The organism is Teichococcus wenyumeiae (assembly GCF_003696345.1).
In the GTDB taxonomy this organism is placed as follows: Bacteria; Pseudomonadota; Alphaproteobacteria; order Acetobacterales; family Acetobacteraceae; genus Pseudoroseomonas; species Pseudoroseomonas wenyumeiae.
The window spans coordinates 84158-108635 of record NZ_RFLX01000005.1; the positions used below are offsets into that span (position 1 = coordinate 84158).

23 protein-coding genes are annotated in these 24478 nt (G+C 70.6%); 13 read left to right on the plus strand and 10 right to left on the minus strand.

Annotated elements, in window-relative coordinates; all coding sequences use genetic code 11:
* Positions 1–9 precede the first annotated feature (9 nt).
* The 5 genes from EBE87_RS09050 to ureG are packed head-to-tail and all read left to right on the plus strand — an operon-like array spanning position 10 to position 3863.
* Positions 10–315, plus strand: a complete 306-nt coding sequence (locus tag EBE87_RS09050) for an urease subunit beta (RefSeq protein ID WP_120640765.1) — start codon at positions 10–12, stop codon at positions 313–315.
* 3 nt (positions 316–318) lie between these two features.
* A complete protein-coding gene (ureC, locus tag EBE87_RS09055) occupies positions 319–2028 on the plus strand; it encodes an urease subunit alpha (RefSeq protein ID WP_120640766.1) in 1710 nt (569 codons plus the stop codon).
* A gap of 8 nt (positions 2029–2036) precedes the next feature.
* On the plus strand, positions 2037–2555 hold the full coding sequence (locus EBE87_RS09060; protein ID WP_120640767.1) for an urease accessory protein UreE: 519 nt from the start codon (positions 2037–2039) through the stop codon (positions 2553–2555).
* Positions 2476–3231 carry an urease accessory protein UreF gene (locus EBE87_RS09065; protein WP_456316300.1) on the plus strand — a complete coding sequence of 252 codons (756 nt, stop codon included), beginning with the start codon at positions 2476–2478 and terminating at the stop codon, positions 3229–3231. Before EBE87_RS09060 ends, EBE87_RS09065 begins: the two co-directional genes overlap by 80 nt.
* On the plus strand, positions 3228–3863 hold the full coding sequence (gene ureG / locus EBE87_RS09070) for an urease accessory protein UreG (protein ID WP_120640769.1): 636 nt from the start codon (positions 3228–3230) through the stop codon (positions 3861–3863). Before EBE87_RS09065 ends, ureG begins: the two co-directional genes overlap by 4 nt.
* A gap of 135 nt (positions 3864–3998) precedes the next feature.
* Here ureG and EBE87_RS09075 read toward each other — a convergent pair whose 3' ends face one another.
* The 3 genes from EBE87_RS09075 to EBE87_RS09085 all read right to left on the minus strand — a co-directional run bounded on the left by EBE87_RS09075 (position 3999) and on the right by EBE87_RS09085 (position 7333).
* The gene (locus tag EBE87_RS09075) at positions 3999–5618 is read right to left on the minus strand and encodes an FAD-dependent oxidoreductase (RefSeq protein ID WP_120640770.1); all 1620 of its coding nucleotides are present in this window, start codon (positions 5616–5618) and stop codon (positions 3999–4001) included.
* 166 nt (positions 5619–5784) lie between these two features.
* A complete protein-coding gene (locus EBE87_RS09080) occupies positions 5785–6570 on the minus strand; it encodes an anti-sigma factor family protein (RefSeq protein ID WP_122139961.1) in 786 nt (261 codons plus the stop codon).
* Positions 6554–7333, minus strand: coding sequence for a sigma-70 family RNA polymerase sigma factor (locus EBE87_RS09085; RefSeq protein WP_233553538.1), 780 nt, complete (start codon positions 7331–7333; stop codon positions 6554–6556). Before EBE87_RS09085 ends, EBE87_RS09080 begins: the two co-directional genes overlap by 17 nt.
* Positions 7334–7375: 42 nt before the next feature.
* On the opposite strand from EBE87_RS09085, the gene hpnA reads away from it, so the two are divergent.
* The 7 genes from hpnA to EBE87_RS09120 all read left to right on the plus strand — a co-directional run bounded on the left by hpnA (position 7376) and on the right by EBE87_RS09120 (position 15359).
* The gene (hpnA, locus tag EBE87_RS09090) at positions 7376–8395 is read left to right on the plus strand and encodes a hopanoid-associated sugar epimerase (RefSeq protein WP_120641175.1); all 1020 of its coding nucleotides are present in this window, start codon (positions 7376–7378) and stop codon (positions 8393–8395) included.
* Positions 8392–9528 carry a glycosyltransferase gene (locus EBE87_RS09095; protein WP_122139962.1) on the plus strand — a complete coding sequence of 379 codons (1137 nt, stop codon included), beginning with the start codon at positions 8392–8394 and terminating at the stop codon, positions 9526–9528. The genes hpnA and EBE87_RS09095 overlap by 4 nt, the downstream gene beginning before the upstream one ends.
* On the plus strand, positions 9525–10403 hold the full coding sequence (gene hpnC / locus EBE87_RS09100; protein WP_120639958.1) for a squalene synthase HpnC: 879 nt from the start codon (positions 9525–9527) through the stop codon (positions 10401–10403). The genes EBE87_RS09095 and hpnC overlap by 4 nt, the downstream gene beginning before the upstream one ends.
* Positions 10400–11251, plus strand: coding sequence for a presqualene diphosphate synthase HpnD (gene hpnD / locus EBE87_RS09105; RefSeq protein ID WP_120639957.1), 852 nt, complete (start codon positions 10400–10402; stop codon positions 11249–11251). The genes hpnC and hpnD overlap by 4 nt, the downstream gene beginning before the upstream one ends.
* Positions 11248–12513 carry a hydroxysqualene dehydroxylase HpnE gene (gene hpnE, locus EBE87_RS09110; RefSeq protein ID WP_120639956.1) on the plus strand — a complete coding sequence of 422 codons (1266 nt, stop codon included), beginning with the start codon at positions 11248–11250 and terminating at the stop codon, positions 12511–12513. The genes hpnD and hpnE overlap by 4 nt, the downstream gene beginning before the upstream one ends.
* Positions 12510–14447 (plus strand): squalene--hopene cyclase, encoded by a 1938-nt coding sequence (shc, locus tag EBE87_RS09115; RefSeq protein WP_120639955.1) that lies wholly within the window; start codon positions 12510–12512, stop codon positions 14445–14447. Before hpnE ends, shc begins: the two co-directional genes overlap by 4 nt.
* Before the next feature lie 234 nt (positions 14448–14681).
* Positions 14682–15359 carry a phosphorylase family protein gene (locus tag EBE87_RS09120; protein WP_120639954.1) on the plus strand — a complete coding sequence of 226 codons (678 nt, stop codon included), beginning with the start codon at positions 14682–14684 and terminating at the stop codon, positions 15357–15359.
* On the opposite strand, the gene hpnH is transcribed toward EBE87_RS09120, so the two are convergent.
* On the minus strand, positions 15288–16484 hold the full coding sequence (hpnH, locus tag EBE87_RS09125; RefSeq protein WP_120639953.1) for an adenosyl-hopene transferase HpnH: 1197 nt from the start codon (positions 16482–16484) through the stop codon (positions 15288–15290). The genes EBE87_RS09120 and hpnH overlap by 72 nt on opposite strands.
* Positions 16485–16498: 14 nt before the next feature.
* Positions 16499–17467, minus strand: a complete 969-nt coding sequence (ispH, locus tag EBE87_RS09130; protein ID WP_120639952.1) for a 4-hydroxy-3-methylbut-2-enyl diphosphate reductase — start codon at positions 17465–17467, stop codon at positions 16499–16501.
* 199 nt (positions 17468–17666) lie between these two features.
* Between ispH and EBE87_RS09135 the strand changes: the two genes are divergently transcribed.
* Positions 17667–18287: an ABC transporter substrate-binding protein gene (locus EBE87_RS09135; protein ID WP_147426152.1), complete on the plus strand. Its 621-nt coding sequence runs from the start codon at positions 17667–17669 to the stop codon at positions 18285–18287.
* A 168-nt stretch (positions 18288–18455) separates the two neighbouring features.
* Here the strand turns inward: EBE87_RS09135 and map are convergent, their stop codons facing one another.
* The 5 genes from map to EBE87_RS09160 all read right to left on the minus strand — a co-directional run bounded on the left by map (position 18456) and on the right by EBE87_RS09160 (position 24423).
* Entirely contained in the window at positions 18456–19262 is an 807-nt protein-coding gene (gene map, locus EBE87_RS09140) for a type I methionyl aminopeptidase (RefSeq protein WP_120639950.1), read from the minus strand.
* Positions 19263–19305: 43 nt separating this feature from the next.
* Positions 19306–19926 carry a TetR/AcrR family transcriptional regulator gene (locus EBE87_RS09145; RefSeq protein ID WP_120639949.1) on the minus strand — a complete coding sequence of 207 codons (621 nt, stop codon included), beginning with the start codon at positions 19924–19926 and terminating at the stop codon, positions 19306–19308.
* A gap of 161 nt (positions 19927–20087) precedes the next feature.
* A complete protein-coding gene (gene hpnN, locus EBE87_RS09150; RefSeq protein ID WP_122139963.1) occupies positions 20088–22676 on the minus strand; it encodes a hopanoid transporter HpnN in 2589 nt (862 codons plus the stop codon).
* 140 nt (positions 22677–22816) lie between these two features.
* On the minus strand, positions 22817–23662 hold the full coding sequence (locus tag EBE87_RS09155; RefSeq protein WP_120640709.1) for a fumarylacetoacetate hydrolase family protein: 846 nt from the start codon (positions 23660–23662) through the stop codon (positions 22817–22819).
* 14 nt (positions 23663–23676) lie between these two features.
* Entirely contained in the window at positions 23677–24423 is a 747-nt protein-coding gene (locus EBE87_RS09160; RefSeq protein ID WP_120640710.1) for an SDR family oxidoreductase, read from the minus strand.
* Positions 24424–24478 lie beyond the last annotated feature (55 nt).

A 24478-nucleotide genomic window follows, 5' to 3' on the forward strand; every position in this document is an offset into this window, starting at 1 on the left:
GAACGCGCCATGATTCCTGGTGAAGTCATCGTCGCGTCTGGTGAGATCGAGTTGAACGCGGGGCGGGAGGCGGTGGAGCTGGAAGTGGCCAATACCGGCGACCGGCCGATCCAGGTCGGCAGCCACTACCATTTCTTCGAGACCAATCCGGCGCTGCATTTCGACCGCGCGCAGGCGCGCGGGCGGCGGCTGGATATCGCCGCCGGCACCGCCATGCGCTTCGAGCCCGGGCAGAGCCGCCGCGTGCGTCTGGTGGAATACGGTGGGGACCGCATCGTGCACGGCTTCCGCGGCGAGACGGAAGGGAAGGCCTGAGCCATGGCAACGAGAATCTCCCGCACCGCCTATGCCGGCATGTATGGCCCCACCGTGGGCGACAAGGTGCGGCTGGCGGATACCGAGTTGTTCGCCGAAGTGGAGCGCGACCTCACCACCTATGGCGAGGAGGTGAAGTTCGGCGGCGGCAAGGTCATCCGCGACGGCATGGGGCAAAGCCAGCGCTCGCGCGAACAAGGCGCGATGGATACCGTCATCACCAATGCGCTGATCATCGACCACTGGGGCATCGTCAAGGCCGATGTGGGGCTGAAGGACGGGCGCATCGCCGCCATCGGCAAGGCCGGCAACCCGGATACGCAGCCGGGCGTGGATATCGTCATCGGGCCGGGCACGGAGATCATCGCCTGCGAGGGGCGCATCCTGACCGCCGGCGGCATCGACCCGCATATCCATTTCATCTGTCCGCAGCAGATCGAGGAAGCGCTGGCCTCCGGCGTCACCACCATGTTCGGCGGCGGCACTGGCCCGGCGCATGGCACGCTGGCCACCACCGCGACCCCCGGCCCCTGGCACATGGCGCGGATGCTGCAGGCGGCGGAAAGCTTCCCGATGAACCTCGGCTTCCTCGGCAAGGGCAACGCAGCCCTGCCGGATGGGCTGGAGGAACAGATCCGCGCCGGCGCCTGCGGGCTGAAGCTGCATGAGGACTGGGGCACCACGCCCAAGGCCATCGACACCTGCCTGCGCGTGGCAGATGCATTCGACATCCAGATCGCCATCCATACCGACACGCTGAACGAGAGCGGCTTTGTCGAGGATACCATCAAGGCCATCGGCGGCCGCGCCATCCAGGCCTTCCATACCGAGGGCGCGGGCGGCGGCCATGCGCCGGATATCCTGCGCGTCATCGGCGAGCCGAATTTCCTGCCCAGCTCTACCAACCCCACCATGCCCTACACGGTGAATACCGTGGACGAGCATCTCGACATGCTGATGGTCTGCCACCACCTGGACCCACGCATCGCCGAGGACGTGGCCTTCGCGGAATCCCGCATCCGCAAGGAAACCATCGCATCCGAGGATATCCTGCACGACCTCGGCGCCATTTCCATGATGTCCTCGGACAGCCAGGCGATGGGGCGGGTGGGCGAGGTGATCATCCGCACCTGGCAGACCGCGCATAAGATGAAGCAGCAGCGCGGCCGCCTGCCGGGCGAGACGGGCGACAACGACAACCTGCGCATCCGCCGCTTCATCAGCAAGTACACCATCAACCCCGCCATCGCGCAGGGCATCAGCGAGCATGTCGGCAGCATCGAGGTCGGCAAGCTGGCGGATCTGGTGATGTGGTCGCCCGCCTTCTTCGGCGTGAAGCCGGAGATGGTGCTGAAATGCGGCACCATCGCTATGGCGCCGATGGGCGACCCCAATGCCTCCATCCCGACGCCGCAGCCGGTGCATTACCGACCGATGTTCGGCGGCTATGGCCGCGCCATGCAGGCCAGCAGCGTAACCTTCGTCTCGGCCGCCTCGCTGGAGCGCGACCTCGCCGGCAGCCTCGGCCTCAACCGTCGCCTGCTGCAGGTGAAGAACACCCGCAATATCGGCAAGCGCGACATGGTGCTGAACGACGCGCTGCCACGCATCGAGATCGACCCTGAGACCTACGAGGTCCGTGCCGATGGCGAATTGCTGATCTGTGAACCCGCCGCCGTGCTGCCCATGGCGCAACGCTATTTCCTGTTCTGAGCCCTGCCATGACCGAAACCACCCTCCCCCGCGCCACCCAGGTCTTGCCCGCCGGCCAGTGGCAGGCGCGCACCGCCAGGGACAGCATCACCGCCGGCTTCGACGACCGCCACCGCCGCCGCAAGCGCTACACCGGTGAGAAAGGACTCAGCTTTCTGCTGGACCTTCCCGAAGCCATCGCGCTGCGGGATGGCGACGGCCTGCTGCTGGAAGGCGGCGGCGTGGTGCTGGTGCGCGCGGCGCCGGAACCGTTGATCGAGGTGCGCGGTAGCAGCACCGAACATCTGCTGCGGCTGGCCTGGCATCTCGGCAACCGCCACCTGCCGGCCGAGATCAGCGGCGAGCGCATCCTGATCCGCGAGGACCATGTCATCCTGCGCATGTTGCAGGGCCTTGGCGCCACCGTGGCCAAGGTGGAAGCGCCCTTCAACCCCGAGGGCGGCGCCTATGGCGAGCACAACCGCCACACCGGCCACCGCCACGGCGAATTGCACGATCATGGCGATGGCCATCTCCACGCCCACTGACACGGCGGCGTTGGCGCGGCTGCTGAACTGGCTTTCGCCCGCCTATCCCGTCGGGGCTTATACCTACAGCCACGGCCTGGAACGCGCAGTGGAGGATGGCGCGGTGCGCGACCGCGCCACGCTGGTGGATTACGTCACGGCGGTGCTGGAGGCCGGTGCGGGGCGCATCGACGGCGCCTTGCTGGCCGCCGCCCATCGCGCCGCCGAGGCCGGGGATGACGCCGCGCTGGACACGGTGGCGGACCTCGCCGCCGCCTGGCGCGGCACCGCCGAGACGGCGCTGGAAACCATGGCGCAGGGCAGCGCCTTCCTGCGTGTCACCACCGTCGCCTGGCCGGATGCGCGGCTTTCTGCCTTCGCGCGACGGCATGGCAACAGCATCGCGCATCCGGTGGCGCTGGGTGCCGCCGCCGCTTGGCAGGATGTGCCGCTGCGCGCCACGCTCTTCGGTTTCCTGGCCGGGTTCGCGGCCAATATCGTCTCGGCGGGCGTGCGGCTGGTGCCGCTGGGGCAGACGGATGGGCAGCTCGCCACAGCCGCGCTGCTGCCCGCCATCGAAGCCGCCACCGAAGCGGGCCTTGCCGCCGATCTCGACCGCCTCGGCACCGCCGCGCCGGCGCTCGACCTTTTCTCCCTGCGTCACGAGACGCAATACACAAGGCTTTTCCGCTCATGAACGCTGTGTCCCGTGGCCCCTCGGCCAACGGCCCCTTCCGCGTCGGCATCGGCGGCCCCGTCGGCTCCGGCAAGACGGCGCTGACCGACCGGCTTTGCAAGCACCTGCGCGATGCGCACAACATCGCCGTCATCACCAACGACATCTACACGCGGGAGGATGCCGAGTTCCTGACCCGCTCCGGGGCGCTGGAACCCGACCGCATCATCGGCGTCGAGACCGGCGGCTGCCCGCATACCGCCATCCGCGAGGATGCGTCCATCAACCTCGCCGCCGTGGACGAGATGAACAGCCGCTTTCCCGGCCTGGAAGTGCTGTTCATCGAAAGCGGCGGCGACAACCTGGCCGCCACCTTCAGCCCGGAGCTGGCGGACCTGACGATCTATGTCATCGACGTCTCGGCCGGCGACAAGATCCCGCGCAAGGGCGGGCCGGGCATCACGCGCTCCGACCTGCTGGTGATCAACAAGACCGACCTCGCGCCGCTGGTGGGCGCCGACCTCTCGGTGATGGACCGGGACTCGAAAAAGATGCGCGGAGAGCGCCCCTTCATCTTCACCAATCTCAAGGCCAACCAGGGCGTGGCGGAGATCGCGGATTTCGTGCTGAAGGCGGGTGGGATCGTCGCATAAGGAAGGCTGGGGAATGAATTCCCCAGGCCCCTTCTTTTTTCTTCCAGTTCAAGCGCGTGCATAGGCAGGGCCGCGAATCCTGAAGTTCGAAAAAGGAAGAAGGGGGGCCGGGGGAATTCCTTCCCCCGGCCTTCTTCACGCCGCCACCGCCACCGGAACCTGGGCACACGCCAGGATATCATCCGCGATCCGCAGGCTGAGCGCCGCGATGGTCAGCGTCGGGTTCGCCCAGCCCGAGGTCGGGAAAAGCGAGCTTCCCGCCACGTAGAGATTCGAGATCCCGTGCACCCGCGCGCGGGCATCCGTCACGCCCCGGCGTGGGTCGGAGGACATGCGCGTGGTGCCCATGTGGTGATAGCCGCCGATCGGGTGGGTGCTGACCAGCGGGTCCGTCTGCCACTGGCGCGGGGTTTCCGCCAGCCAGGGGGCGGGGTCCACCTCGCCCAGGCCCAGGCGGCGGGCCTCGGCGCCCAGGGCGCGCACCAGCCCTTCCACGCTGCGCACGTCCAGTTCCGTCAGGCGCCAGTCCAGCACCGGGCGCGGCAGGCCGGTGGCATCCGTCTCAGTCGAGAGCATGACGCGGCTGTCGGGGTTGGGCGCCTGCTCGGCCCGTACCAGCAGGGCCAGTTCCAGCTTGCCCAGCCGGTGCAGCAGCCAGGGGCGCAGCGGGTCGCTGACGGACTGGATATGGCGCACGGCGGATTTCACGCCCTTCCAGGCGGCGCGGCCATGGCGGTTGGGCGCGAAGTCGTGCTTGGCGCGCATGTAGAGCCGCATGCCCCAGTGCTGCGTGCCATGGGCCGGCGGGCGGGGCGCGATGGTGAGGGAGGTGTTCAGCAGCCCTTCCCGCCGTTGCAGCGCCTCGCCCGGCGCCACCAGGGGGGAGACAGCGTCGTTGCCCAGGCGGTGCCGCTTGGCGAAGGCGGCCAGCAGCGCCCAGGCCCTGGGGCTGCGGATGCGCCCGCCGCGCGCATGCGGGTGCTCCATGAAGTAGCGGCCCACCTGGTCATGGGCATTGCCCAGGCCCATCGGCATGGTGGAGCGGGCGGCCAGCAGCAGCCTGGCATTCTCGATGCCGCCGGCGGCCAGGATGACGCTCTTCGCCGCCACCCGCAGCCGGGCGCCCGAGAGGCCGCGCGCCACCACCCCGGTCACCGCCCGCGCATCCGGCGTGGCCTGGATATCGGTGGCGGTGGCATGGGTGACGATGGTGCAGCGCGGATGCTCCACCACGTCGCGGCAGCGGGAGAAGCTGAAGCGGTCGGATTGCCCGTCGAAGCACCAGAGCGGCAGGCTGATGCGGGCGGGGTTGAATTCCGGCAGGGGCACGCCGCTGGCGCGCAGCTCCGCCGCCGTGGGCGGGCGGGGTGAAAGCCCGAAGGCCGCGCGCGCCTCCTGGTAATAGGGCGCCAGCGTCGCGGCCGTGATGGGCCAGCCGGAATGCGGCACCCAGTCGCGTTTCTCGAAATCGATCGGGTCCAGCTCGGCGCAGCGGCCACCCCAGATGGCGGTGGTGCCGCCGAAGAGCCGCAGCCGCGCGTGGTCCAGCTCGTAGTAATCCTCGCCGGCATTGCGGCCGGCATTCAGGTCGGCGGTGGCTGCCTCGTAGTCCAGCCCGCCGCTTTCCAGCAGCACCACGGAGCGCCCCGCCGCCAGCAGGCGCCGCGCCGCGGTGATGCCGGCAACCCCCGCGCCGATGATGCAGACCTCGCCAGCCACATCGCAGGAGCCGCGGGCATCCAGGTCAAACCGCATCCGTCACCACATCGATCTTGGCGGCCGGCGCGGAGAAGGCGCGGGCCGCGAATGTCCAGGGCCACGCCACAGGCGGCATGACAGAAGGCTTACGGGGCCCAGCCCCCGCTTCTTCCCAGCCCACATTTTCTTGATCGCCAGGCTCAGGCTGGCAGAGGGACCGGCCTCAGTTCGCCCGGGCGGCGATGCGGCCCATCATCACGGCGGCGGCCTGTTGCAGCGCCGCGTCGTCGTTCTGGCCGATCAGCGCGGCGCCCAGCCCGTCCCGCCGCCAATAGGCCACCGAACGGTCTTCCCGGCGCAGCATGCGCAGCGGCAGCGGCTGCTCATGCCCCGTATGCACCAGATAGAGCGAGAGCGGGCCGGAGTCGGGCATGCGGAACACCACCGCGACGCTGGGCCCAGCGACCGAGGGATAGACCTGCACGTCCAGCACGCTCCAGTCCTCCGGAAACTCCGGCAGCGCGATGGCGGTGTTGCGCAGGATCTCGTCCCGGTCGAACTGCGGCGCCTCGAGCTGCGAGGCCATGACGGCGCGCAGCAGCGAGGTGCGGTGCGCCTGCATCGCCTCCGCCGTGAAGCGCGGCGGCAGGGCGGCGGCCTCGGTGGGGGAGACGCCCACGGAATCCACCTGCCAGTGCACCAGCCAGCCCAGCCCGATGCAGGCGGCGACCAGCGCGCCGCGCCGCAGCCCGCGGCCCAGGTGGCCCATGCTCAGGCCGCGCTGCAGCCGCCGCGCCGCCAGCGCTGTGCGCGAGTCCGGCGCTTCCGGCGGGTGGGCCAGGGCGGCGCGCAGGGCGTCGCGGATGCGCAGGTCGTCCATCACCCGCGCGGCCAGGGCGGGGTTGCGGGCCAGCGCCTCCTCCACCGCGATGCGGCCGGGCAGGTCGAGCTGGTCGTTCAGATAGGCGTCGATCTCCATCTCGCCGGGGAAATCAGGCCTGCGGGTCATGCGAACCTCCCACCACACGGAGTTGCGGGTGCCGGGCGGGCGGGGCCTCGCCCGCATCCATCTGCCGCAGCATCTCCCGGGCGCGGCTGAGCCGGGACATCACGGTGCCGGCGGGGACATCCAGGATCTCCGCCGCCTCGGCATAGGAGAGGCCTTCCAGCGCCACAAGATGGAAGGCGGCGCGCTGCGGCTCCGGCAGGGCGAGATAGGCCTCGAAGATCTCGCGCAGGTGCAGCGCGTGGTCCTGCCCCGGCTCGGCATGTGGCGTGGCGAGGCTGCCCACCGCGGCGATGCGCGCGTTCTCGGCGTTGCGGCGGCGCCAGCCGTCGATGAAGCTGTTGTGCAGGATGGCGAAGAGCCAGGTGCGCAGGTTCTCGCCCCGCCGGAAGGTGGCGCGGCGCTCATAGGCGCGCAGCAGCGCGGTATGCACCAGGTCCTCCGCGTCCTCCGCATGGCGCGTCAGCGCGCGCGCATACCGGCCCATTGGAACCAGATGCGCGGTGACGTCGAAGGATCTCCACCCGAAGCTCATGCTGCCCATACGAAGCTGACGGGCCGCTTCTTCCTGCCCGGCGGCAAAATAATGCTCGCCCGCCACGCCACCAAGCCGCGCGGCGTCCCGAAGGGGATTGGACGGCGGCCGCCGCCTGCCGTATCGGGGGGCCTGAAACCAGCCGGCGCCCTGCCCCTCGGGGCGGTGCCGGAGGGGCGGCATCCGCCGGGCCGGCGGCCCCGCCCGCTGGCGAGAGGAGGTGGCACCCATGCCCGTTGCATCGACCCGAGACGGCCAGGGCGCCGCATACCCATGACGCCGGCGCATCCGTTGCGGGCGGGCGACCTGGTGCTGGTCACCGGTGCTTCAGGCTTCCTGGGCTCGGCGGTGACGCGGGCGCTGCTGGCGCGTGGGCTGCGAGTGCGCGCCCTGCTGCGCCCCACCAGCCCGCGCAACAACCTCAAGGGCCTGGATTGCGAGATCGCGCAGGGCGACCTGACCAATGCCGCCTCCCTGCGCCCGGCGCTGCACGGGGTGCGCTACCTGTTCCATGTGGCGGCGGATTACCGGCTCTGGGCGCCGGACCCGCAGGCCATCCTGCGCGCCAACCTGGACGGCACCCGCAACCTGATGCGGGAGGCGATGGCGGAAGGGGTGGAGCGCATAGTCTATACCAGCAGCGTCGCCACCCTGAAGGTGGCCGGCGCCACCCGCCCGGTGGACGAGACGGCGCCGCAGGACCCCGCCGGCGCCATCGGCATCTACAAGCGCTCCAAGACCCTGGCCGAGCGCGCGGTGGAGGACATGATCAACCGCGACCGGCTGCCGGCGGTGATCGTGAACCCCTCCACCCCCATCGGCCCGCGCGACATCCGGCCCACCCCCACCGGGCGCATCATCCTGGATGCGGCGCGCGGCAAGATCCCGGCCTTCGTGGATACCGGGCTGAACTTCGCCCATGTGGACGACATCGCCGCCGGCCACCTGCTGGCCTTCGAGCACGGGCGGGTCGGCCAGCGCTATATCCTGGGCGGCCAGAATGCCTCGCTGCAGGATTTCCTGGCGGAGGTCGCGCGCCTGACCGGCCGCCGCACCCCCACCACCAGGCTGCCCCGCGCGCTGCTCTTCCCGGCGGCCTGGGGTGCGCAGATGGCGGCCCGCCTGACGAAGCGGGAGCCGATGCTGACGGTGGACGGGCTGCGCATGGCGCGCCACCGCATGTTCTTCACCTCCGCCAAGGCCGAGCGGGAACTGGGCTACCGCGCCCGCCCCTATGCCCAGGGCGTGGCGGATGCGCTGGGCTGGTTCCGGGGCGCGGGCTACCTGCCATGAGCCTCTGGCTGGCCCTCGGCCTCGTCTCGCTGCTGATCTGGCTGGTGCTGGTGCTGGCGCGGGGCGGCTTCTGGCTGGCGCGGGAGCGCGACGACCGCGACACGCCCCCCGCCCCCGCCCATTGGCCCAGCGTGGTGGCCGTGGTGCCGGCGCGGGACGAGGCGGATGTGATCGCGCGATCGGTCGGCAGCCTGCTGCAACAGGACTATCCCGGCCCCTTCCGCGTCGTGCTGGTGGATGACGGCAGCACCGACGGCACCGCCGCCGCCGCCGGCACCGACCCGCGGCTGGAGGTGCTGCCCGGCGCGCCGCTGCCCGCGGGCTGGACCGGCAAGCTCTGGGCGCAGCAGCAGGGCGTGGCGCGGGCGGGCGAATCGGCGCCCGACTACATCCTGCTGACCGATGCCGATATCGGCCATGCGCCGGAGAACCTGCGCGCCCTGGTCAGCCGCGCCGAGCAGGGCCGGCACGCCATGGTGACGCTGATGGCCGAACTCTCCTGCGCCACGCGGGCGGAGCGCTTCCTGATCCCGGCCTTCGTGTTCTTCTTCCAGATGCTCTACCCCTTCGCCTGGGTGGCGCGGCGGGACCGGCGCACGGCGGCGGCGGCCGGCGGCTGCATGCTGGTGCGCCGCGCGGCGCTGGAGGCGGCGGGCGGCATGGCCTCCATCCGGGCGGAAATCATCGACGACTGCGCCCTGGGGCGGCGCATGAAGGCGCAGGGGCCGGTCTGGCTGGGCCTGACCCGCCGCGCCCGCAGTCTGCGCCCCTATGGCAGCGTGGCGGAGATCAGCCGCATGGTCTCGCGCTCCGCCTATGCGCAACTGGGCTATTCGCCGCTGCTGCTGGCGGGCACGGTGCTGGGCATGGTGCTGACCTATCTCCTCCCCCCCGCCCTGGCGCTCTTCGGCCAGGGCGCCGCCCAGGCGGCGGGTGCTGCAGCCTGGCTGCTGATGGCGCTCGCCTTCCAGCCGATGCTGCGCTTCTACCGCGTGTCGCCGCTCTGGGGGCTGGCGCTGCCGGCCATCGGCGCGGCCTATACGCTCTTCACGCTGCAATCGGCGGTGCAGGTCTGGCGCGGCCAGGGCGGCATGTGGAAGGGCCGGGCGCAGGCCATGGCGGGTGAGGCATGAGCGACTCCAGCAACTTCGCTTCCGGCAAGGGCGACAAGGACGAGAATTTCCCCGTCGCCTCCCGCCTCGTGCGGCCGGAACTGCGGCCCACCATCCTGGCCTTCTACCGCTTTGCCCGCGCCGCCGACGACGTGGCCGACCATGAGACCGCCGCGCCGGAGGACAAGCTGGCGCAACTGGCCCGCATGGAAGCCGGGCTGCGCGCCGACTCCGCCGCCAATGCCGAGGGCGCCGCGCTGCGCCGGGCGCTGGAGGCACGCGGCCTGACCGACCAGCACGCGCTGGACCTGCTGGAAGCCTTCCGCCGCGACGTGACCCAGACGCGCTACGCCGATTGGGCGGAGTTGATGGATTACTGCCGCTATTCCGCCGCGCCGGTCGGGCGCTTCATGCTGGACCTGCATGGCGAATCCCGCGCCACCTGGGCCGCCAATGACGCGCTTTGCGCCGCCTTGCAGGTCATCAACCACCTGCAGGACTGCGCCAAGGATTTCCGCGCGCTGGACCGCGTCTATATCCCGCTGGACCGGCTGGGCGCCCATGGCATCGGCACGGAGGCGCTGGGCGCCGCGCAGGCCTCCCCGGCCCTGCGCGCCGTCATCACGGAACTGGCGGAACAGACAGAAGCCCTGCTGGCGCAGTCCCGCCGCTTCGCCGGGCAGATCGCGGACCGGCGGCTGGCGCTGGAAGTGGGCGTCATCCAGGCCCTGGCGGAAAGCCTGACCCGGCGGCTGATGCGGTGGGACCCGCTGTCCCAGCGCGTGCACCACCGGCCGGTGGAGGCGTTGAGCATCGCCTTGGGCGGCGCCGCGAGCGTTGCCGTGGGGCGGCTGGGGCGGATATTCCGGCCGCAGGCAATCGGCACCCCGGGATGACCACCGACACCCTTCTCGCGCCCCAGGCGGTGAATCTGCAGGCGCAGGTTTCCGGCAGTTCCTTCTACACCGCCATGCGGCTGATGCCGCGCGCCGAGCGCGAGGCGATGTTCGCCATCTATGCCTTCTGCCGGCTGGTGGACGACATCGCCGACGACGGCACCCGCCCCCGCCCCATCCGGGCGCAGGAGCTGGAACGCTGGCGCGCCGACCTCGCCGCGCTCTACGCCGGGCAGCCCGCCGGCCGCGCCGCCTTCCTGGCCGGGCCGGTGCGGGACTTCGGCCTGCGCCACGCCGATTTCCTGGCGGTGATCGACGGCATGGAGATGGATGTGGCCGCCGATATCCAGGCGCCCGGCCTCGCCACGCTGGACCTCTACTGCGACCGCGTGGCCAGCGCGGTGGGGCGGCTTTCCGTGCGCGTCTTCGGCATGGAGGAAGCGCCGGGCCTGGCGCTGGCCCATGAACTGGGCCGCGCGCTGCAACTGACCAATATCCTGCGCGACCTGGACGAGGATGCCGGCATCGGCCGCCTCTACCTGCCGCGCGAAGTGCTGGATGCCGCCGGCATCGCCGGCGACGACCCGCTGGCCGTGGTGGCCGACCCGCGCGTGGATGCCGCCTGCCGTGCCCTGGCCCCCCGCGCCCTGGCGCATTTCGCCGCCGCCGACCAACTGCTGGCCAGCCGCCCACGCGGCCGCCTGCTGGCGCCAAGGCTGATGGCGGCGGTCTACCGCGTCATCCTGGAAAAGATGCTGGCCCAGGGCTGGACGGCGCCGCGCCGGCGCGCGCGGGTCGGCAAGGCGCGGCTGCTCTGGCTGGTGGCGCGCTGCGGCCTCGCGCGATGACGGTGCATGTGGTCGGCGCCGGGCTGGCCGGGCTTTCGGCGGCGGTGGCCCTGGCGGGCAAGGGCGCCCGCGTGGTGCTGTGGGAAGCGGCGAAGCAGGCCGGCGGCCGCTGCCGCTCCTACCACGACGCGCAGCTCGGCATGGTGATCGACAACGGCAACCATCTGGTGCTCTCCGGCAATCCGGCGGTCGGGCGCTACCTGCGCGCGATCGGCGCCGAGGCGCGGCTGGCGGGGCCGGAACAGGCGGATTTCTCCTTTCTCGACCGGCGCGACGGCAGCCGCTGGGTGCTGCGGCCCAATGCCGGCGCCCTGCCCTGGTGGGTGTTCTTCGCGAACCGCCGCGTGCCCGGCACCGGCCCGGGTGATTACCTGGCACTGGCCAGCCTGCTGCGCCGCCACCCTGGCCGCCGCATCGGCGATGTCATGGCCTGCCACGGCCCGCTCTGGGACAAGCTGCTGCGCCCGCTGCTGGTCTCCATCCTGAACACCCGGCCCGAGGATGGCGATGCCGGGCTCGCCGGCGCCGTGCTGCGCGAAAGCCTGGCCAGGGGCGGCCGCGCCAGCCGCCCGCGCATCGCGACACCAACGCTGGACGCCGCCTTCGTAGCCCCGGCGCTGGAGTTCCTGCGGGCGGCGGGCGCCGAGATCCGCCTCGGCCAGCGGGTGCGCGGGTTGCGGCTGGAGGGCGGGCGCCTCGCCGCCCTCGCCCTGGCGGAAGGCGAGGTGCCGCTCGGCCCCACCGATTCGCTGGTGCTGGCGGTGCCGCCCTGGGTGGCGCAGGAACTGCTGCCCGGCCTCCAGGCGCCGGACGATTTCCGCCCCATCCTGAACGCCCATTTCGCCGCCACGCCACCGCCGGGCGCCCCCGCCATGGTCGGGCTGGTGGGCGGCACGGCGGACTGGGTCTTCGCCTTCCCAGACCGGCTGTCCACCACCACCAGCGATGCCAGCGCGCTGATGGAGCGCGACACGGAAGACCTGACCGCCGCGCTGTGGCAGGATGTGGCCGCCACCCATGGCCTTTCCGGCCCGGTGCCACCCTGCCGGCTGGTCAAGGAACGGCGCGCCACCTTTGCCGCCACCCCCGCCCAGGCCGCGCGCCGCCCCAAGGCGCGCACCGCCTGGCAAAACCTGTTCCTGGCGGGCGATTGGACCGATACCGGCCTGCCCGCCACCATCGAGGGCGCCTTGCGTTCGGGGGAGGCCGCCGCCGCGCTGGCCTTCGCCGGGCCGGGCGCATCGGAGGCCGCTGCCGCATGAACCATATCGCCACCCCCGACCTGGACAGCCTGGAGCACGACCTGCGCCGCGCCACCGCGGCCCTGCTGCGCCAGCAGCGCCCGGATGGCCACTGGGTCTTCGAGCTGGAGGCGGATGCCACCATCCCCGCCGAATACATCCTGCTGCGCCAGCACCTGGCCGAGCCGGATGCGCCGGAGCTGGAGGCGAAGCTCGGCCGCTACCTGCGCCGCATCCAGGGCGAGCATGGCGGCTGGCCGCTGTTCCATGGCGGCAGCTTCGATATCAGCGCCTCGGTCAAAGCCTATTTCGCGCTGAAGATGATCGGCGACGACCCGGACGCGCCGCATATGGCCCGCGCCCGCGCCGCCATCCTGGCCGCCGGCGGCGCCGCGCGCGCCAATGTCTTCACCCGCATCCTGCTGGCGCAATACGGCCAGTTGCCCTGGACGGCGGTGCCCACCACCCCGGTGGAGCTGATCCTGCTGCCGCGCTGGTTCCCGGTGCATCTCTCCCGCATGTCCTATTGGGCGCGCACCGTGATCGTGCCGCTGCTGGTGCTGCAGGCCATGCAGGTGCGGGCGCGCAACCCGCGCGGCATCGGCGTACCGGAGCTTTTCACCGACGCCCGCCTGCCCCGGAAGAAGGTGAAGACGCACCACCACCCCGGCTGGGCCGCCTTCTTCAACGGCGTCGACCGCGTGCTGAAGGTGGCCGAGCCGATCTGGCCGCGCGGCAGCCGCCAGCGCGCCATCCAGCGCTGCGTGGACTTCGTGACGGAGCGCCTGAACGGCGAGGACGGCCTCGGCGCCATCTACCCCGCCATGGCGAACAGCGTGATGATGTACGACGCGCTGGGCTACCCGCCGGAACATCCGCACCGCGCCATCGCCCGCCGCTCGGTCGAGAAGCTGCTGGTGGTGGGTGAGGAGGAAGCCTATTGCCAGCCCTGCGTTTCCCCGGTCTGGGACACCGCGCTGGCCGCCCATGCCCTAATGGAAGCCGGCGAAGCGGAAGCCGCCCTGCGTGGCCTGGAATGGCTGAAGCCCTTGCAGGAACTGGAGGTCAAAGGCGACTGGGCCGATCAGCGCCCTGATATCCGCCCCGGCGGCTGGGCCTTCCAGTACCGCAACGCGCATTACCCGGACCTGGACGACACCGCCGTGGTGGTCATGGCCATGGACCGCGCCCGCCGGCAGTTCGGCACCGGCACCGGCTATGACGAGGCCATCGACCGTGGCGCCGAATGGACCGTGGGGCTGCAAAGCCGCAACGGCGGCTGGGGCGCCTTCGACGCCGACAACGTCCACCACTACCTGAACAACATCCCCTTCGCGGACCACGGCGCGCTGCTGGACCCGCCCACCGCCGATGTTTCCGCCCGCTGCGTCTCCATGCTGGCGCAGCTCGGCGAGCCGCGCGGCAGCCTGCGCATGCTGAACGCCATCGACTACCTGGAGCGGGAACAGGAGGCCGACGGAAGCTGGTTCGGCCGCTGGGGCGTGAACTACATCTACGGCACCTGGTCCGCCCTCTGCGCCCTGAACGCCGCCGGTTTCGATGCCAGCCGCCCCAGCCTGCGGCGCGGCGCCGACTGGCTGCTCCGCATCCAGAACGCCGATGGCGGCTGGGGCGAGGACTGCGACAGCTACAAGCTGGACTACAAGGGCTATGAGCCCGCCGCCTCCACCGCCTCCCAGACCGCCTGGGCGCTGCTGGGCCTGATGGCGGCGGGCGAGGTGGACCATCCGGCCGTGGCGCGCGGTATCGCCTGGCTGCGGGAACACCAGGAAGAAGACGGGCTCTGGGGCCAGGAAGCCTATACCGGCGGCGGCTTCCCGCGCGTCTTCTATCTGCGCTACCACGGCTACCCGAAGTTCTTCCCGCTCTGGGCCATGGCGCGCTACCGCAACCTGCGGCAGGGCAACAGCCGGCAGGTGGTGCATGGGATGTAAGGCTGGGGGAATGAATTCCCCCAGGCCCCCTTCTTCTCTTTTCGAGTTCACGGGTGCGCCTGCGGCGGCACCCTCCCACTCCGGTTCGCGCCGGAGGTCATGGACCTCCGGCGACTGCCGCCGTCATGCGCGCGGCCTTTGTGTCAGAAGCCGCGCGACACTCCACGCCAGTGTCAAACTCGAAGAAAAAAGAAGGGGTTCCAGGGGAATTCATTCCCCTGGCCTTTTCCGCCCATGACCATCCTCGCCGCCACTGGCCTGCATCGCGAGGCCCGCATCCTCGCCGCCACTGGCGTCCAGCCCATTCCTGGGGGCGGCGACGCCGCACGGCTGGAAGCCGAGTTGAACCGGCTGGCGCCAAGCGCGCGAGGCATCATCAGCATCGGCATTGCGGGCGCGCTGGCGCCGGGGCTCCGCCCCGGAGACTGGGTGGTGGCGGAGATGGTGCTGGGGGATGAAGCCGCCGCCACCGATGCGGCCTGGGCGGCAAGGCTGGCCGCTGCCCTGCCCGGCGCGCGGATTGGCACCATGCTGGGGCAGGATGCCATGGCGGCGGAGGCGGCGGCAAAAGCCGCGCTGCACCGGGCCACGGGCGCGCTGACGGTGGATATGGAATCGCATGTGGCGGCGCGGGTGGCGCGGCGGCATGGGCTGCCGCTGGCCGTGGCGCGGGTGGTGTCGGATGCGGCGCGGCGCACCCTGCCGCAGGCCGCATGCGTCGGCATGCGGCCGGATGGTGGGGTGGACCTGCCGGCGGTGCTGCGGGCGCTGGCCAGGGCGCCCTGGCAGCTTCCCGCCCTGGTACGGACGGGGTGGGAAGCGGAGTTGGCCTTCCGGGCCTTACTCCGCGGCCACCACCTCATCGGGCCCGGGCTTGGCGGCCCCGGTGCGGGTGATGCGCGGGCGGTGTGAGCCCGCAGGCTTGCTGGCGCGGATCTCGGCCAGCTTCTTTTCCACATGGCCGGAGAAGACGTATTCGGCCGGGCGCTGGTTATCGATCGGGATGTCCTTGGCCATCGGGCCTTCGGTGCGGATGCCCGCCACCGTGACGGCCAGGGCCTTCAGCGGGTTGCGGATCATGTCCTGCACGGCCGAGGCCTCGAAGCCCGAATGGACCATGCAGTCGGCGCATTTCTCGTAGTTGCCGACGCCGTACTTGTCCCACTCGGTGTCGTCCATCAGTTCCTTGAAGGTCTTGGCATAGCCTTCGCCCAGCAGGTAGCAGGGCTTCTGCCAGCCGAAGACGGTGCGCGTCGGGTTGCCCCAGGGCGTGCACTTGTAGGCTTCGTTGCCGGCCAGGAAGTTCAGGAACATGCGGGACTGGGTGAAGGGCCAGTTCTTGCCGCCGCGCCCGCGCGCCAGGATGCCGCGGAACAGTTCCTTGGTCTTGGTGCGGTTCAGGAAGTGCTGCTGGTCCGGCGCCCGCTCATAGGCATAGCCGGGGGAGACGGTGATGCCGTTCAGCCCCAGTTCCTTCATCTCGTCGAAGAAGGCGGCCGTCTGCGCCGGGTCGGCGTCGTTGAAGAGGGTGCAGTTGATGCTGACCTGAAAGCCCTTGGCCTTGGCCAGCCGGATGGCTTCCACCGCCTTGTCGTAGACGCCCGTCTGGCAGACGGACTTGTCGTGCATCGCCTCGTTGCCATCCAGGTGGATGGACCAGGTGAAGGCCGGGCTGGGCTTGTAGTCGTCGATCTTCTTGGCCAGCAGCAGGGCATTGGTGCAGAGGATGACGAACTTGCCGCGCTTCAGGTAGCCCTCGACGATCTGCGGCATCTCCTTGTGCAGCAGCGGCTCGCCACCGGCGATCGAGACCACGGGCGCGCCGCATTCGTCGATCGCCTGCATGCAGTCATCGACCGAGAGGCGCTGGTTCAGGATCTCGTTGGGGTAGTCGATCTTGCCGCAGCCGGCGCAGGCCAGGTTGCAGCGGAACAGCGGCTCCAGCATCAGCACCAGCGGGTAGCGCTTGCGGCCGGTCAGCTGCTGCTTCACCACATAGGCGCCGATCTTGGCGGCCTGCAGCACGGGAATTCCCAAGGCTGCGCTCCTCTCTACTGCACGGGTTTAACGACCGGCAGAACAGCCGTCGTGGTCTCGATGGTTCTGAGCTCGGGTGGCAGACGGAATTCCACATCCTCGCGGATTCCGTTCATCTGGCTCACCTCGGCAGCGCCATACCTGCGCAGCGCCCCGATCACGTCAAGAACCAAATGCTCGGGCGCCGAGGCGCCGGCGGTCAATCCCACCGTGCGCACGCCTTGCAGCCAGCCAGGGTCAAGCTCGCTGGAATCGGCGATCAGGTGGCTCGGCAGGCCCAGTTCCGTGCCGATTTCCCGTAAGCGATTGGAATTGGAGCTGTTGCGGCTGCCCACCACCAGCAGCAGGTCCACCTCGGCGCAGAGGTCCCGCACCGCCGCCTGCCGGTGCTGCGTCGCATAGCAGATATCCGAAACCTCGGGGCCTTGCAGGTCGCTGAACCGCGCCTCCAGCGCCGCGATGACGCCGCGCGTGTCGTCCACGCTCAAGGTGGTCTGGGTGATATAGGCCAGCGGCGCATCGGCCGGCAGCGCCAGCCGCGCCACGTCCTCGGCCGAGGCTACCAGATGCACCGGCGCCCCCACCTGCCCCAGCGTGCCCTCCACCTCCGGGTGCCCGGCATGGCCGATCAGCACCAGGGTGCGGCCCCGCGCCACGTATTGCCGCCCCTGCGCATGCACCTTGGAAACCAGCGGGCAGGTGGCATCCAGTACCGGCAGGCCGCGCCGCCCCGCCTCATCCACCACCGACTGCGGCACGCCATGGGCGCTGAAGACCGTGACGGCGCCATCCGGCACCTCTGCCAGGTCCTCGACAAAGATGGCGCCCTTGCGCTGCAGCTCCTCCACCACATGGCGGTTGTGCACGATCTCATGGCGGACATAGACGGGCGCGCCGAACTTCTGCAGGGACCTTTCGACGATCTCGATGGCCCGCACCACCCCGGCACAGAAGCCGCGCGGCTGCGCCAGTAGTATCCGCATACAGGTCCCCCCATCGCCCGGCGCCGGCCATGCCGCCGCGTCAGACCCCGGCTGAACCTATGCCGCCCCAGCCCCGGCGCGATAGCCGCTTTCCGCCGCCCGGCGGGAACACTGCGGTGAGGAGGCACCCCCGCTTCGTCAGCGGCTTTTGATCCAGGCCGCCTCGGAGCCGGGCCGCGCGGCATGCTATGGGCCGCACATGAGCATCCCACGCCGTTCCTTCCTGTTCATGGGCCTGTCCCTGGCCCTCGTCCTCGGGCCGCTGGCGCCGCTCGCCGCCCAGCCGGCCGCCGACCCGGCCGCGCAGCCGGTCGAGCAGCTGCACGCGGCGCTGCTGCAGGCCATGCAGCAGGCGCAGTCCCTGGGCGTGGAAGGCCGCGCCAAGCTGCTGACCGCGCCCGTGGAGCAGGCTTTCGACCTGCCCGGCATGGCCCGCACCGCCGTGGGCGCCCGCTGGTCCGGCTTCACGCCGGAGGAGCAGAAGGCGGTGGCGGAAGCCTTCCGGCGCTACACGATCGCCAGCTATGCCCGCAACTTCAGCGGCTTCAGCGGCCAGAGCTTCACCACCAACCGGGTGGAGCCGCAGGGCGAGGACAAGGTGGTGATCACCACCCTGAACAACCCCGGCGGCGCCCCGGTGAACCTGACCTACCGCCTGCGCCAGACCGGCGGCGCCTGGAAGATCATCGACGTGCTGCACGATTCCATCAGCGAACTGGCCATCCGCCGCTCGGAATTCTCCGGCGCCGTGCGCCAGGGCGGGGCTGGGCTGCTGGTGCAGCGGCTGAACGAACAATCCGACCGGCTGATGCGGCCCTGAGAAGGAGGGACGGGGGAGTGGAACCCCCTCCCCCCATCTCTTCCAGGTTTTGGTTCGCGACCTGGGCGGCAACCCAGCCAAGGATGACCGGGCGGGCCGGTACGCCCCACTGGAAAGCCGGATGCCGGCTTCCCCGCCGATGAACCGCCGCTGGGCGGCGGCCGCCCCCTAAGCGCCCGCGAAGGGAGGTTTGCTGAAGCCCGCCGGGGACAGGGTGAAGATCTCGCAGCCGCTCTCGGTCACGCCGATGCTGTGCTCGAACTGTGCGGAAAGGCTGCGGTCACGGGTCACGGCCGTCCAGCCGTCGCTGAGCACCTTCACATCCGCCCGGCCGGCATTGACCATGGGCTCCACCGTCAGAAACATGCCGGGGCGGAGCACCACGCCCTTGCCCTTCTGGCCATGGTTCAGGACATCTGGCGCGTCATGGTAGGCACGGCCGAGGCCGTGGCCACAGAAGTCCCGCACCACGCTGAACCGCGCCGCCTCGACATGGCCCTGCATGGCGTGGCCGATATCGCCGAGCGTCGCGCCGGGGCGCACCGCGGCGATGCCCCGCATCATCGCCTCATAGGCGACCTCGATCAGCCGGGCCGCCCGGGTGCTGATCCTGCCGACCGTGTACATGCGGCTGCTGTCCCCATGCCACCCGTCGAGGATAACGGCGAGGTCGATGTTGAGGATGTCCCCCTCCATCAGCGCGCGGCTGCCGGGGATGCCGTGGCAAACGACATGGTTCAGGGAGATGCAGGTCGCATGGGAATAGCCGCGGTAGCCGAGCGAGGCCGGCACGGCGCCATGATCGAGAATGAACGCGTGGCACAGCCGGTCCAGCCCGGCCGTGGACATGCCCTCATGGACATGCGCGGTCACCATGTCGAGGGTCGCCGCCGCAAGCTTCCCCGCCGCGCGCATGCCGGCGAAATCCTCGGGCGTGTGGAGCCTGATGCGCCGGTCGTCGACGATGTTGTTCATGCTGACTGGTTCATGACGGCCTGAGGCGTATCGGGGAAAAGGCTCAAGCCGCCTGCGTGCTTCCGGCGCGCTGGCCTGCACTGGCGAGCGGCACCCCCGCATGCAGTTCCGCGATCATCTGCCCGGCGAAGGCCGGTATGGAACTGTCTGTCAGAAGATACGGCCGGAGGATGGCGATGGGCGCGTCAAAGATCAGGAACTTGGCGCGCGCGAGGTCTTCCTCCCGGATGGCGCCGCTGCCGACGGCCTGGGCGATGCAGGCGCGGAATGCCGCGTCCATCTCCTCCTCCAGCCGCTCCATCTCCTGCCGCAGCGGCTCCGGAGGGGGTGTATCCTCAAACAGGGAAACGGGCTCGTGCAGCAGCAGGAAGCGGGCCCGCTGGCGGTCCTCGCCTGACCAGGGCAGCAGCGCCAGGGCGGCCTCGCGCGGCCGCCCGGCCCGCAGCAACGGCGCCAGCAGCCTGGTCAGGGAGCCGTAGCTGTCGTTCCAGGCCGCGGCGAGGATGGCGGAGCGGGATGCGAAGCGATGATAGATCGAGCCAGTCGGGGCACCGACCCGGCGGGCGATGGCCTGCAGGGTTGCGGCGCCCGGCCCTCCCTCGGCCACAAGGGCGATGGCGGCGTCGATGAAGTGCTCTGCCGAGAAGCGCGCGGTTCTGACCATGCAAATAGACTAATCATTCTAGAATGGTCTGTCCATATGACGACATCCGCGCCGGCCATCCCTTATGCGAGGGCGCGGCCCGGCACGGGGCTCCGGCCGCAGGCCCATTCGCAAACCCCAAAGAACCGAAGGCGGCTTGGGGGACATTCATCACCCAGCCCTTACCGCGCCGGCTTCGCCAGCAGCGCCGGTTGCAGCAGCAGCGTCGTCACCAGCACCCAGAAGAGCGAAAGCATCAGCAGCAGCCCCATGCTGGCCGTGCCGGGGTGGCTGGAGAGCCAGAGGTTGCCGAAGCCGGTGGCCGTGGTCAGGGCGCTGAACAGGATGGCGCGGGTCAGGCTGGAGGGCAGCAGGCGGCTCTCGCCCTTCCGCCAGGCCATGACGAAATAGATGTTGAAGGCCACGCCGATGCCGAACAGCAGCGGCAGGGCGATGATATTGGCGAAGTTCAGCGGCAGCCCCAGCACCACGCAGGAGGCCAGCGTCAGCAGGCCGCTGAGCAGCACCGGCAGCACCGTCAGCAGCACGTCCCGCAGCCGCCGCAGGATCACGGCCAGCAGCAGCGTGATGGCGATGCCGGACAGCAGCCCGGCCTGCTGGAAGGCGGTGACGATGGTGCCCGCGGCGCCCTGGATGGAAATGGGGGCCCCCACCGCATCCGGCGCCACCGCCTGCACGGCGGCGGAGAAGCGCTGCAGCACCGCGTTGTCGTTGGAATCCCCGCGCGGGAAGACCTGGATCAGCGGGCGGCCATCCCGCGCCACCCAGTCGGCCACCAGGTCGGGCGGCAGGGTCTCGGCGGTCACCGGGCCGGCATCCAGCATGGCGCGGATCTGGCCGAGCAGGGTGCGCAGCGGCGGGATCACCGCCTCGGCCAGGGCCACGCGGGTGGTGGCGGGGCCGGCGGCCAGGGCATCCAGCGCCGTGGCCAGCCGGCGCGCGGCGATGGCGGCGGGGGTCTGCTCCTGCTCGGCGGCGGCGCGGAGGGCGACGGCGGTGGCGATCATGGCGCGCACCACATCGGCATCCGTGGGGGCGGAGCGCACGCGTGGCGGATCCAGCGTCAGGGCCAGCAGGTCCGCCGCATCCGCGATGGCGGCCAGCTTTTCCGGCTGCTGCTCCGGGATGAAGCTCTTGAGGGAGACGACCTGCGCCACTTCCGGCAGGGCGGCAAGGCGGGCGGACAGGGCATCGACCGCCTCCAGGGAGGGCGCCAGCACGCTGATGGTATTGGGCGTGCGGTCCGGGTCCCGCATCAGGTCCTCCAGCGTGGCGATGGATTCGGCCTTCTGGCTGCGCAGGTGGATGGGGTTGAAGTCGAAATGCAGGCGCGGCAGCACAGCCAGCGAGGCCAGGGCCGCCACCACGGCCAGCCCCATCACCAGCCGGTGGCGGCGGTGCAGCCAGCCTTCCAGCGGCGCCAGGGCGGGCCAGCCGACCTCCGCCTGCTTGCCGCGCGGGCGCAGCAGCACCACCAGCGCCGGCAGCAGCGTGATGGACAGCAGGAAAGCCACCACCATGCCCATGCCGGCGATGATGCCGAGTTCCGAGACGCCCAGGAAGCTGGTGGGCAGGAAGGCGAAGAAGCCCACCGCGGTGGCCAGCGCCGCCAGCGCCAGGGAGGCGCCGACGCCCCGCCCGGCCGCCGCCAGCGCGGCGCGGTCATCGGCCTGCCCCAGCCGCTCGGCCCGGAAGCGGACGCAGACCTGGATGCCGAAATCCACCCCCAGCCCCACGAAAAGCGGGATGAAGGCCACCGAGATCAGGTTGAAGCGCCCGGCCACCAGCAGCCCCAGCCCGGCGGTGATCACCAGTCCGATCAGCGTGGTCAACAGAATGGCGCCAACCAGCCGGGCGGAACGCACTGCCAGCCAGAGCATGACCACCAGCGCCAGCAGCATGGCGCCGCCCATCACCTCGCCGCCCTCGGCCAGGGTGCCGAATTCCTCGTCGGCCATGGGCACCGGGCCGGTCAGGCGCACCGTGACGCCATGCGCCGGGTCCAGCCTCAGCTCCCGCGCCGCGGCGCGGATGGCATCGGTGGCGCGGGTGCCCGGCTGCAGGTTGGAATAGTCCAGCTCCGGCCGCATCAGGATGAAGCGGCGCAGCATGCGCGTGCCGGCCGGCTGGTCGGAGAAGAGGTTCTGCCAGGAAAAGAAGGTGGGCCGGCCCTCCACCACCCGGGTGAAGGTTTCCGCCAGCGCCGAGAGCGGACGGGCGATGTCGTCAAGCCGGGCCTGCCCCATCTCCACCCCGCGCAGCACGGTGTCCAGCGCGCCCATCACGCCGCGCAGGCTGGGATCGGCGGCCAGGGGGCCGAGGAAGGGCTGGGCCTCGATCAGCTTCTCCGTGGCCGCCTGCACTTCCTCCAGCGGCAGCAGCATCAGGCCGTGGTGGTCGAAGAAGGGGCCGCCATCGGGGCGGTGCACGTCGTGCAGCAGCTCCGGCATGGCCTTGAGCCGCTCGGTCAGGCGCGCGGCGCCGGATTCGGCCAGTTCCGGCGTGGCGCCATCCACCACCACCACGACGAGGTTGTGCAACTGGGGGAAATTGGCCTCGTAGGCCAGCTCGCCCTGCCGCCAGGGCAGGTCGGTGGCGATCAACTCCGCCGTATCGGCCGTCAGCGCGAAATGGCGGCTGCTGTAGAAGCCGGCGCCCAGCGCCAGCAGCAGCGCCAGCAGCAGCGTGAGCCAGGGCCACCGGGTGCCCGCCGCGACGATCCGGGCAGTCAGGGATGTCTGGGTGAACACATCGGCACCTTGCGCTGGAAGGATGGCGCCGGCCCCCTTTGGGCGGCGGCATGTTGTCTTCAGCGGTCGCGGGCCGGGCGGTCAAGGCCCCGCCGGTGGCCTGGGGCCGCCCGCCGCAGGGGCGGGACGGCCCCCGGCGCTCAGGCGGCGGCGACGGTCTTCTGCACCTGCTCGCCTAGGCCGGCGATGCCAAGGCGGATGGTCTGGCCCGGCTTCAGGTAGACCGGCGGCTTCTGGCCCATGCCCACGCCCGGCGGGGTGCCGGTGGTGATCACGTCGCCCGGATGCAGCGTGATGAACTGCGAGACATAGGAGACCACCTTCTCCACCCCGAAGATCATGGTGCGGGTGGAGCCGTCCTGGTAGCGGTGGCCATCCACCTCGCAGAACATCGCCAGGTCCTGCGGGTCCGGCACCTCGTCCTTGGTCACCAGCCAGGGGCCGAGCGGGCCGAAGGTGTCGCAGCCCTTGCCCTTGTCCCACTGGCCGCCGCGCTCGATCTGGAATTCGCGCTCGGAAACGTCGTTGCAGACGGCATAGCCGGCCACGTAGTCCAGCGCCTCGGCCTCCGAGACATTCTTGGCCTTGGTGCCGATGACGATGGCCAGCTCGACTTCCCAGTCGGTCTTCTGGCTGTTCTTCGGGATCTCCACATCGTCATTGGGGCCGCAGAGCGCGCCCAGCGACTTCAGGAAGATGATCGGCTCCTTCGGGATGGCCGCACCCGTCTCCGCCGCGTGGTCGGCGTAGTTCAGGCCGATGCAGACGAAGTTCTTCATATGCGCCACCGGCGGGCCGAGGCGCGGATTGCCGGAGACGGCCGGCAGCGAGGCCGGGTCAAGCGCCGCCAGCTTCGCCAGCCCGGCGGCGGAAAGCGCATCGCCCGAGAAATCCGGCAGCACGCCGGAGAGGTCGCGGATGGTGCCGGCGGCATCGAGCAGGCCCGGCTTTTCCTGGCCCGGCGGGCCGTAACGCAGCAGCTTCATGGTTCAGCGCTTCCTTAGTTGGTCCAGCCGCCATCGATGACGATGGCCTGGGCGGTCACGAACTGGCTCTCCGGCGCGGAGAGATACAACACAAGCTCGGCGATTTCTTCCGGCGTGGCGAGGCGCCCCATGGCCTGGCGGGAGACAAAGGCGGCGCGCGCCGCCTCCACGCTGCCGGCGGTGCTGGCATTGGCGGCGATGCGCTCGCCCAGCGAGGGGGTGTCCACCGTGCCCGGGCAGACGCAGTTGCAGCGGATGCCCCTGGTGACGAAATCGGCCGCCACGCTCTTGGTCAGCCCGACCACGGCGGCCTTGGTGGTGCCATAGGCGAAGCGGTTGGCGACACCCTTCACCGAACCTGCGGCGGAAGCCATGTTGACGATGGCGCCGCCCCCCTGGGCCAGCATGCCCGGCAGCGCCGCCTGGATCACCTTCCACTGCGCCCGCACGTTCAGCGCGAAGGCGAAGTCCCAGTCCTCGTCACGGCAGTTCAGCACGTCGTTCTGGTGCACGAAGCCGGCGCAGTTGAAGACCACGTCGAAAGGCCCGTTGTCCTCGATGGTCGCCTTCACCGCCGCGTCGTCCAGCACGTCCAGCGGCATGGCGGCGATGCCATCCCCCAGGCCCGCCAGCTTGGCCGCGTCCCGGTCGGTGGCGACCACCGTGGCGCCTTCACGGGCATAGGCCAGCGCGGCGGCGCGGCCGATGCCCTGCCCCGCCGCCGTCACGAAGCAGCGCTTTCCTTGCAGCCTTCCGGCCATGCAGTTCTTCTCCCATGCAAAGGCTGGGGGAAGGAATTCCCCCAGACCCCCATCT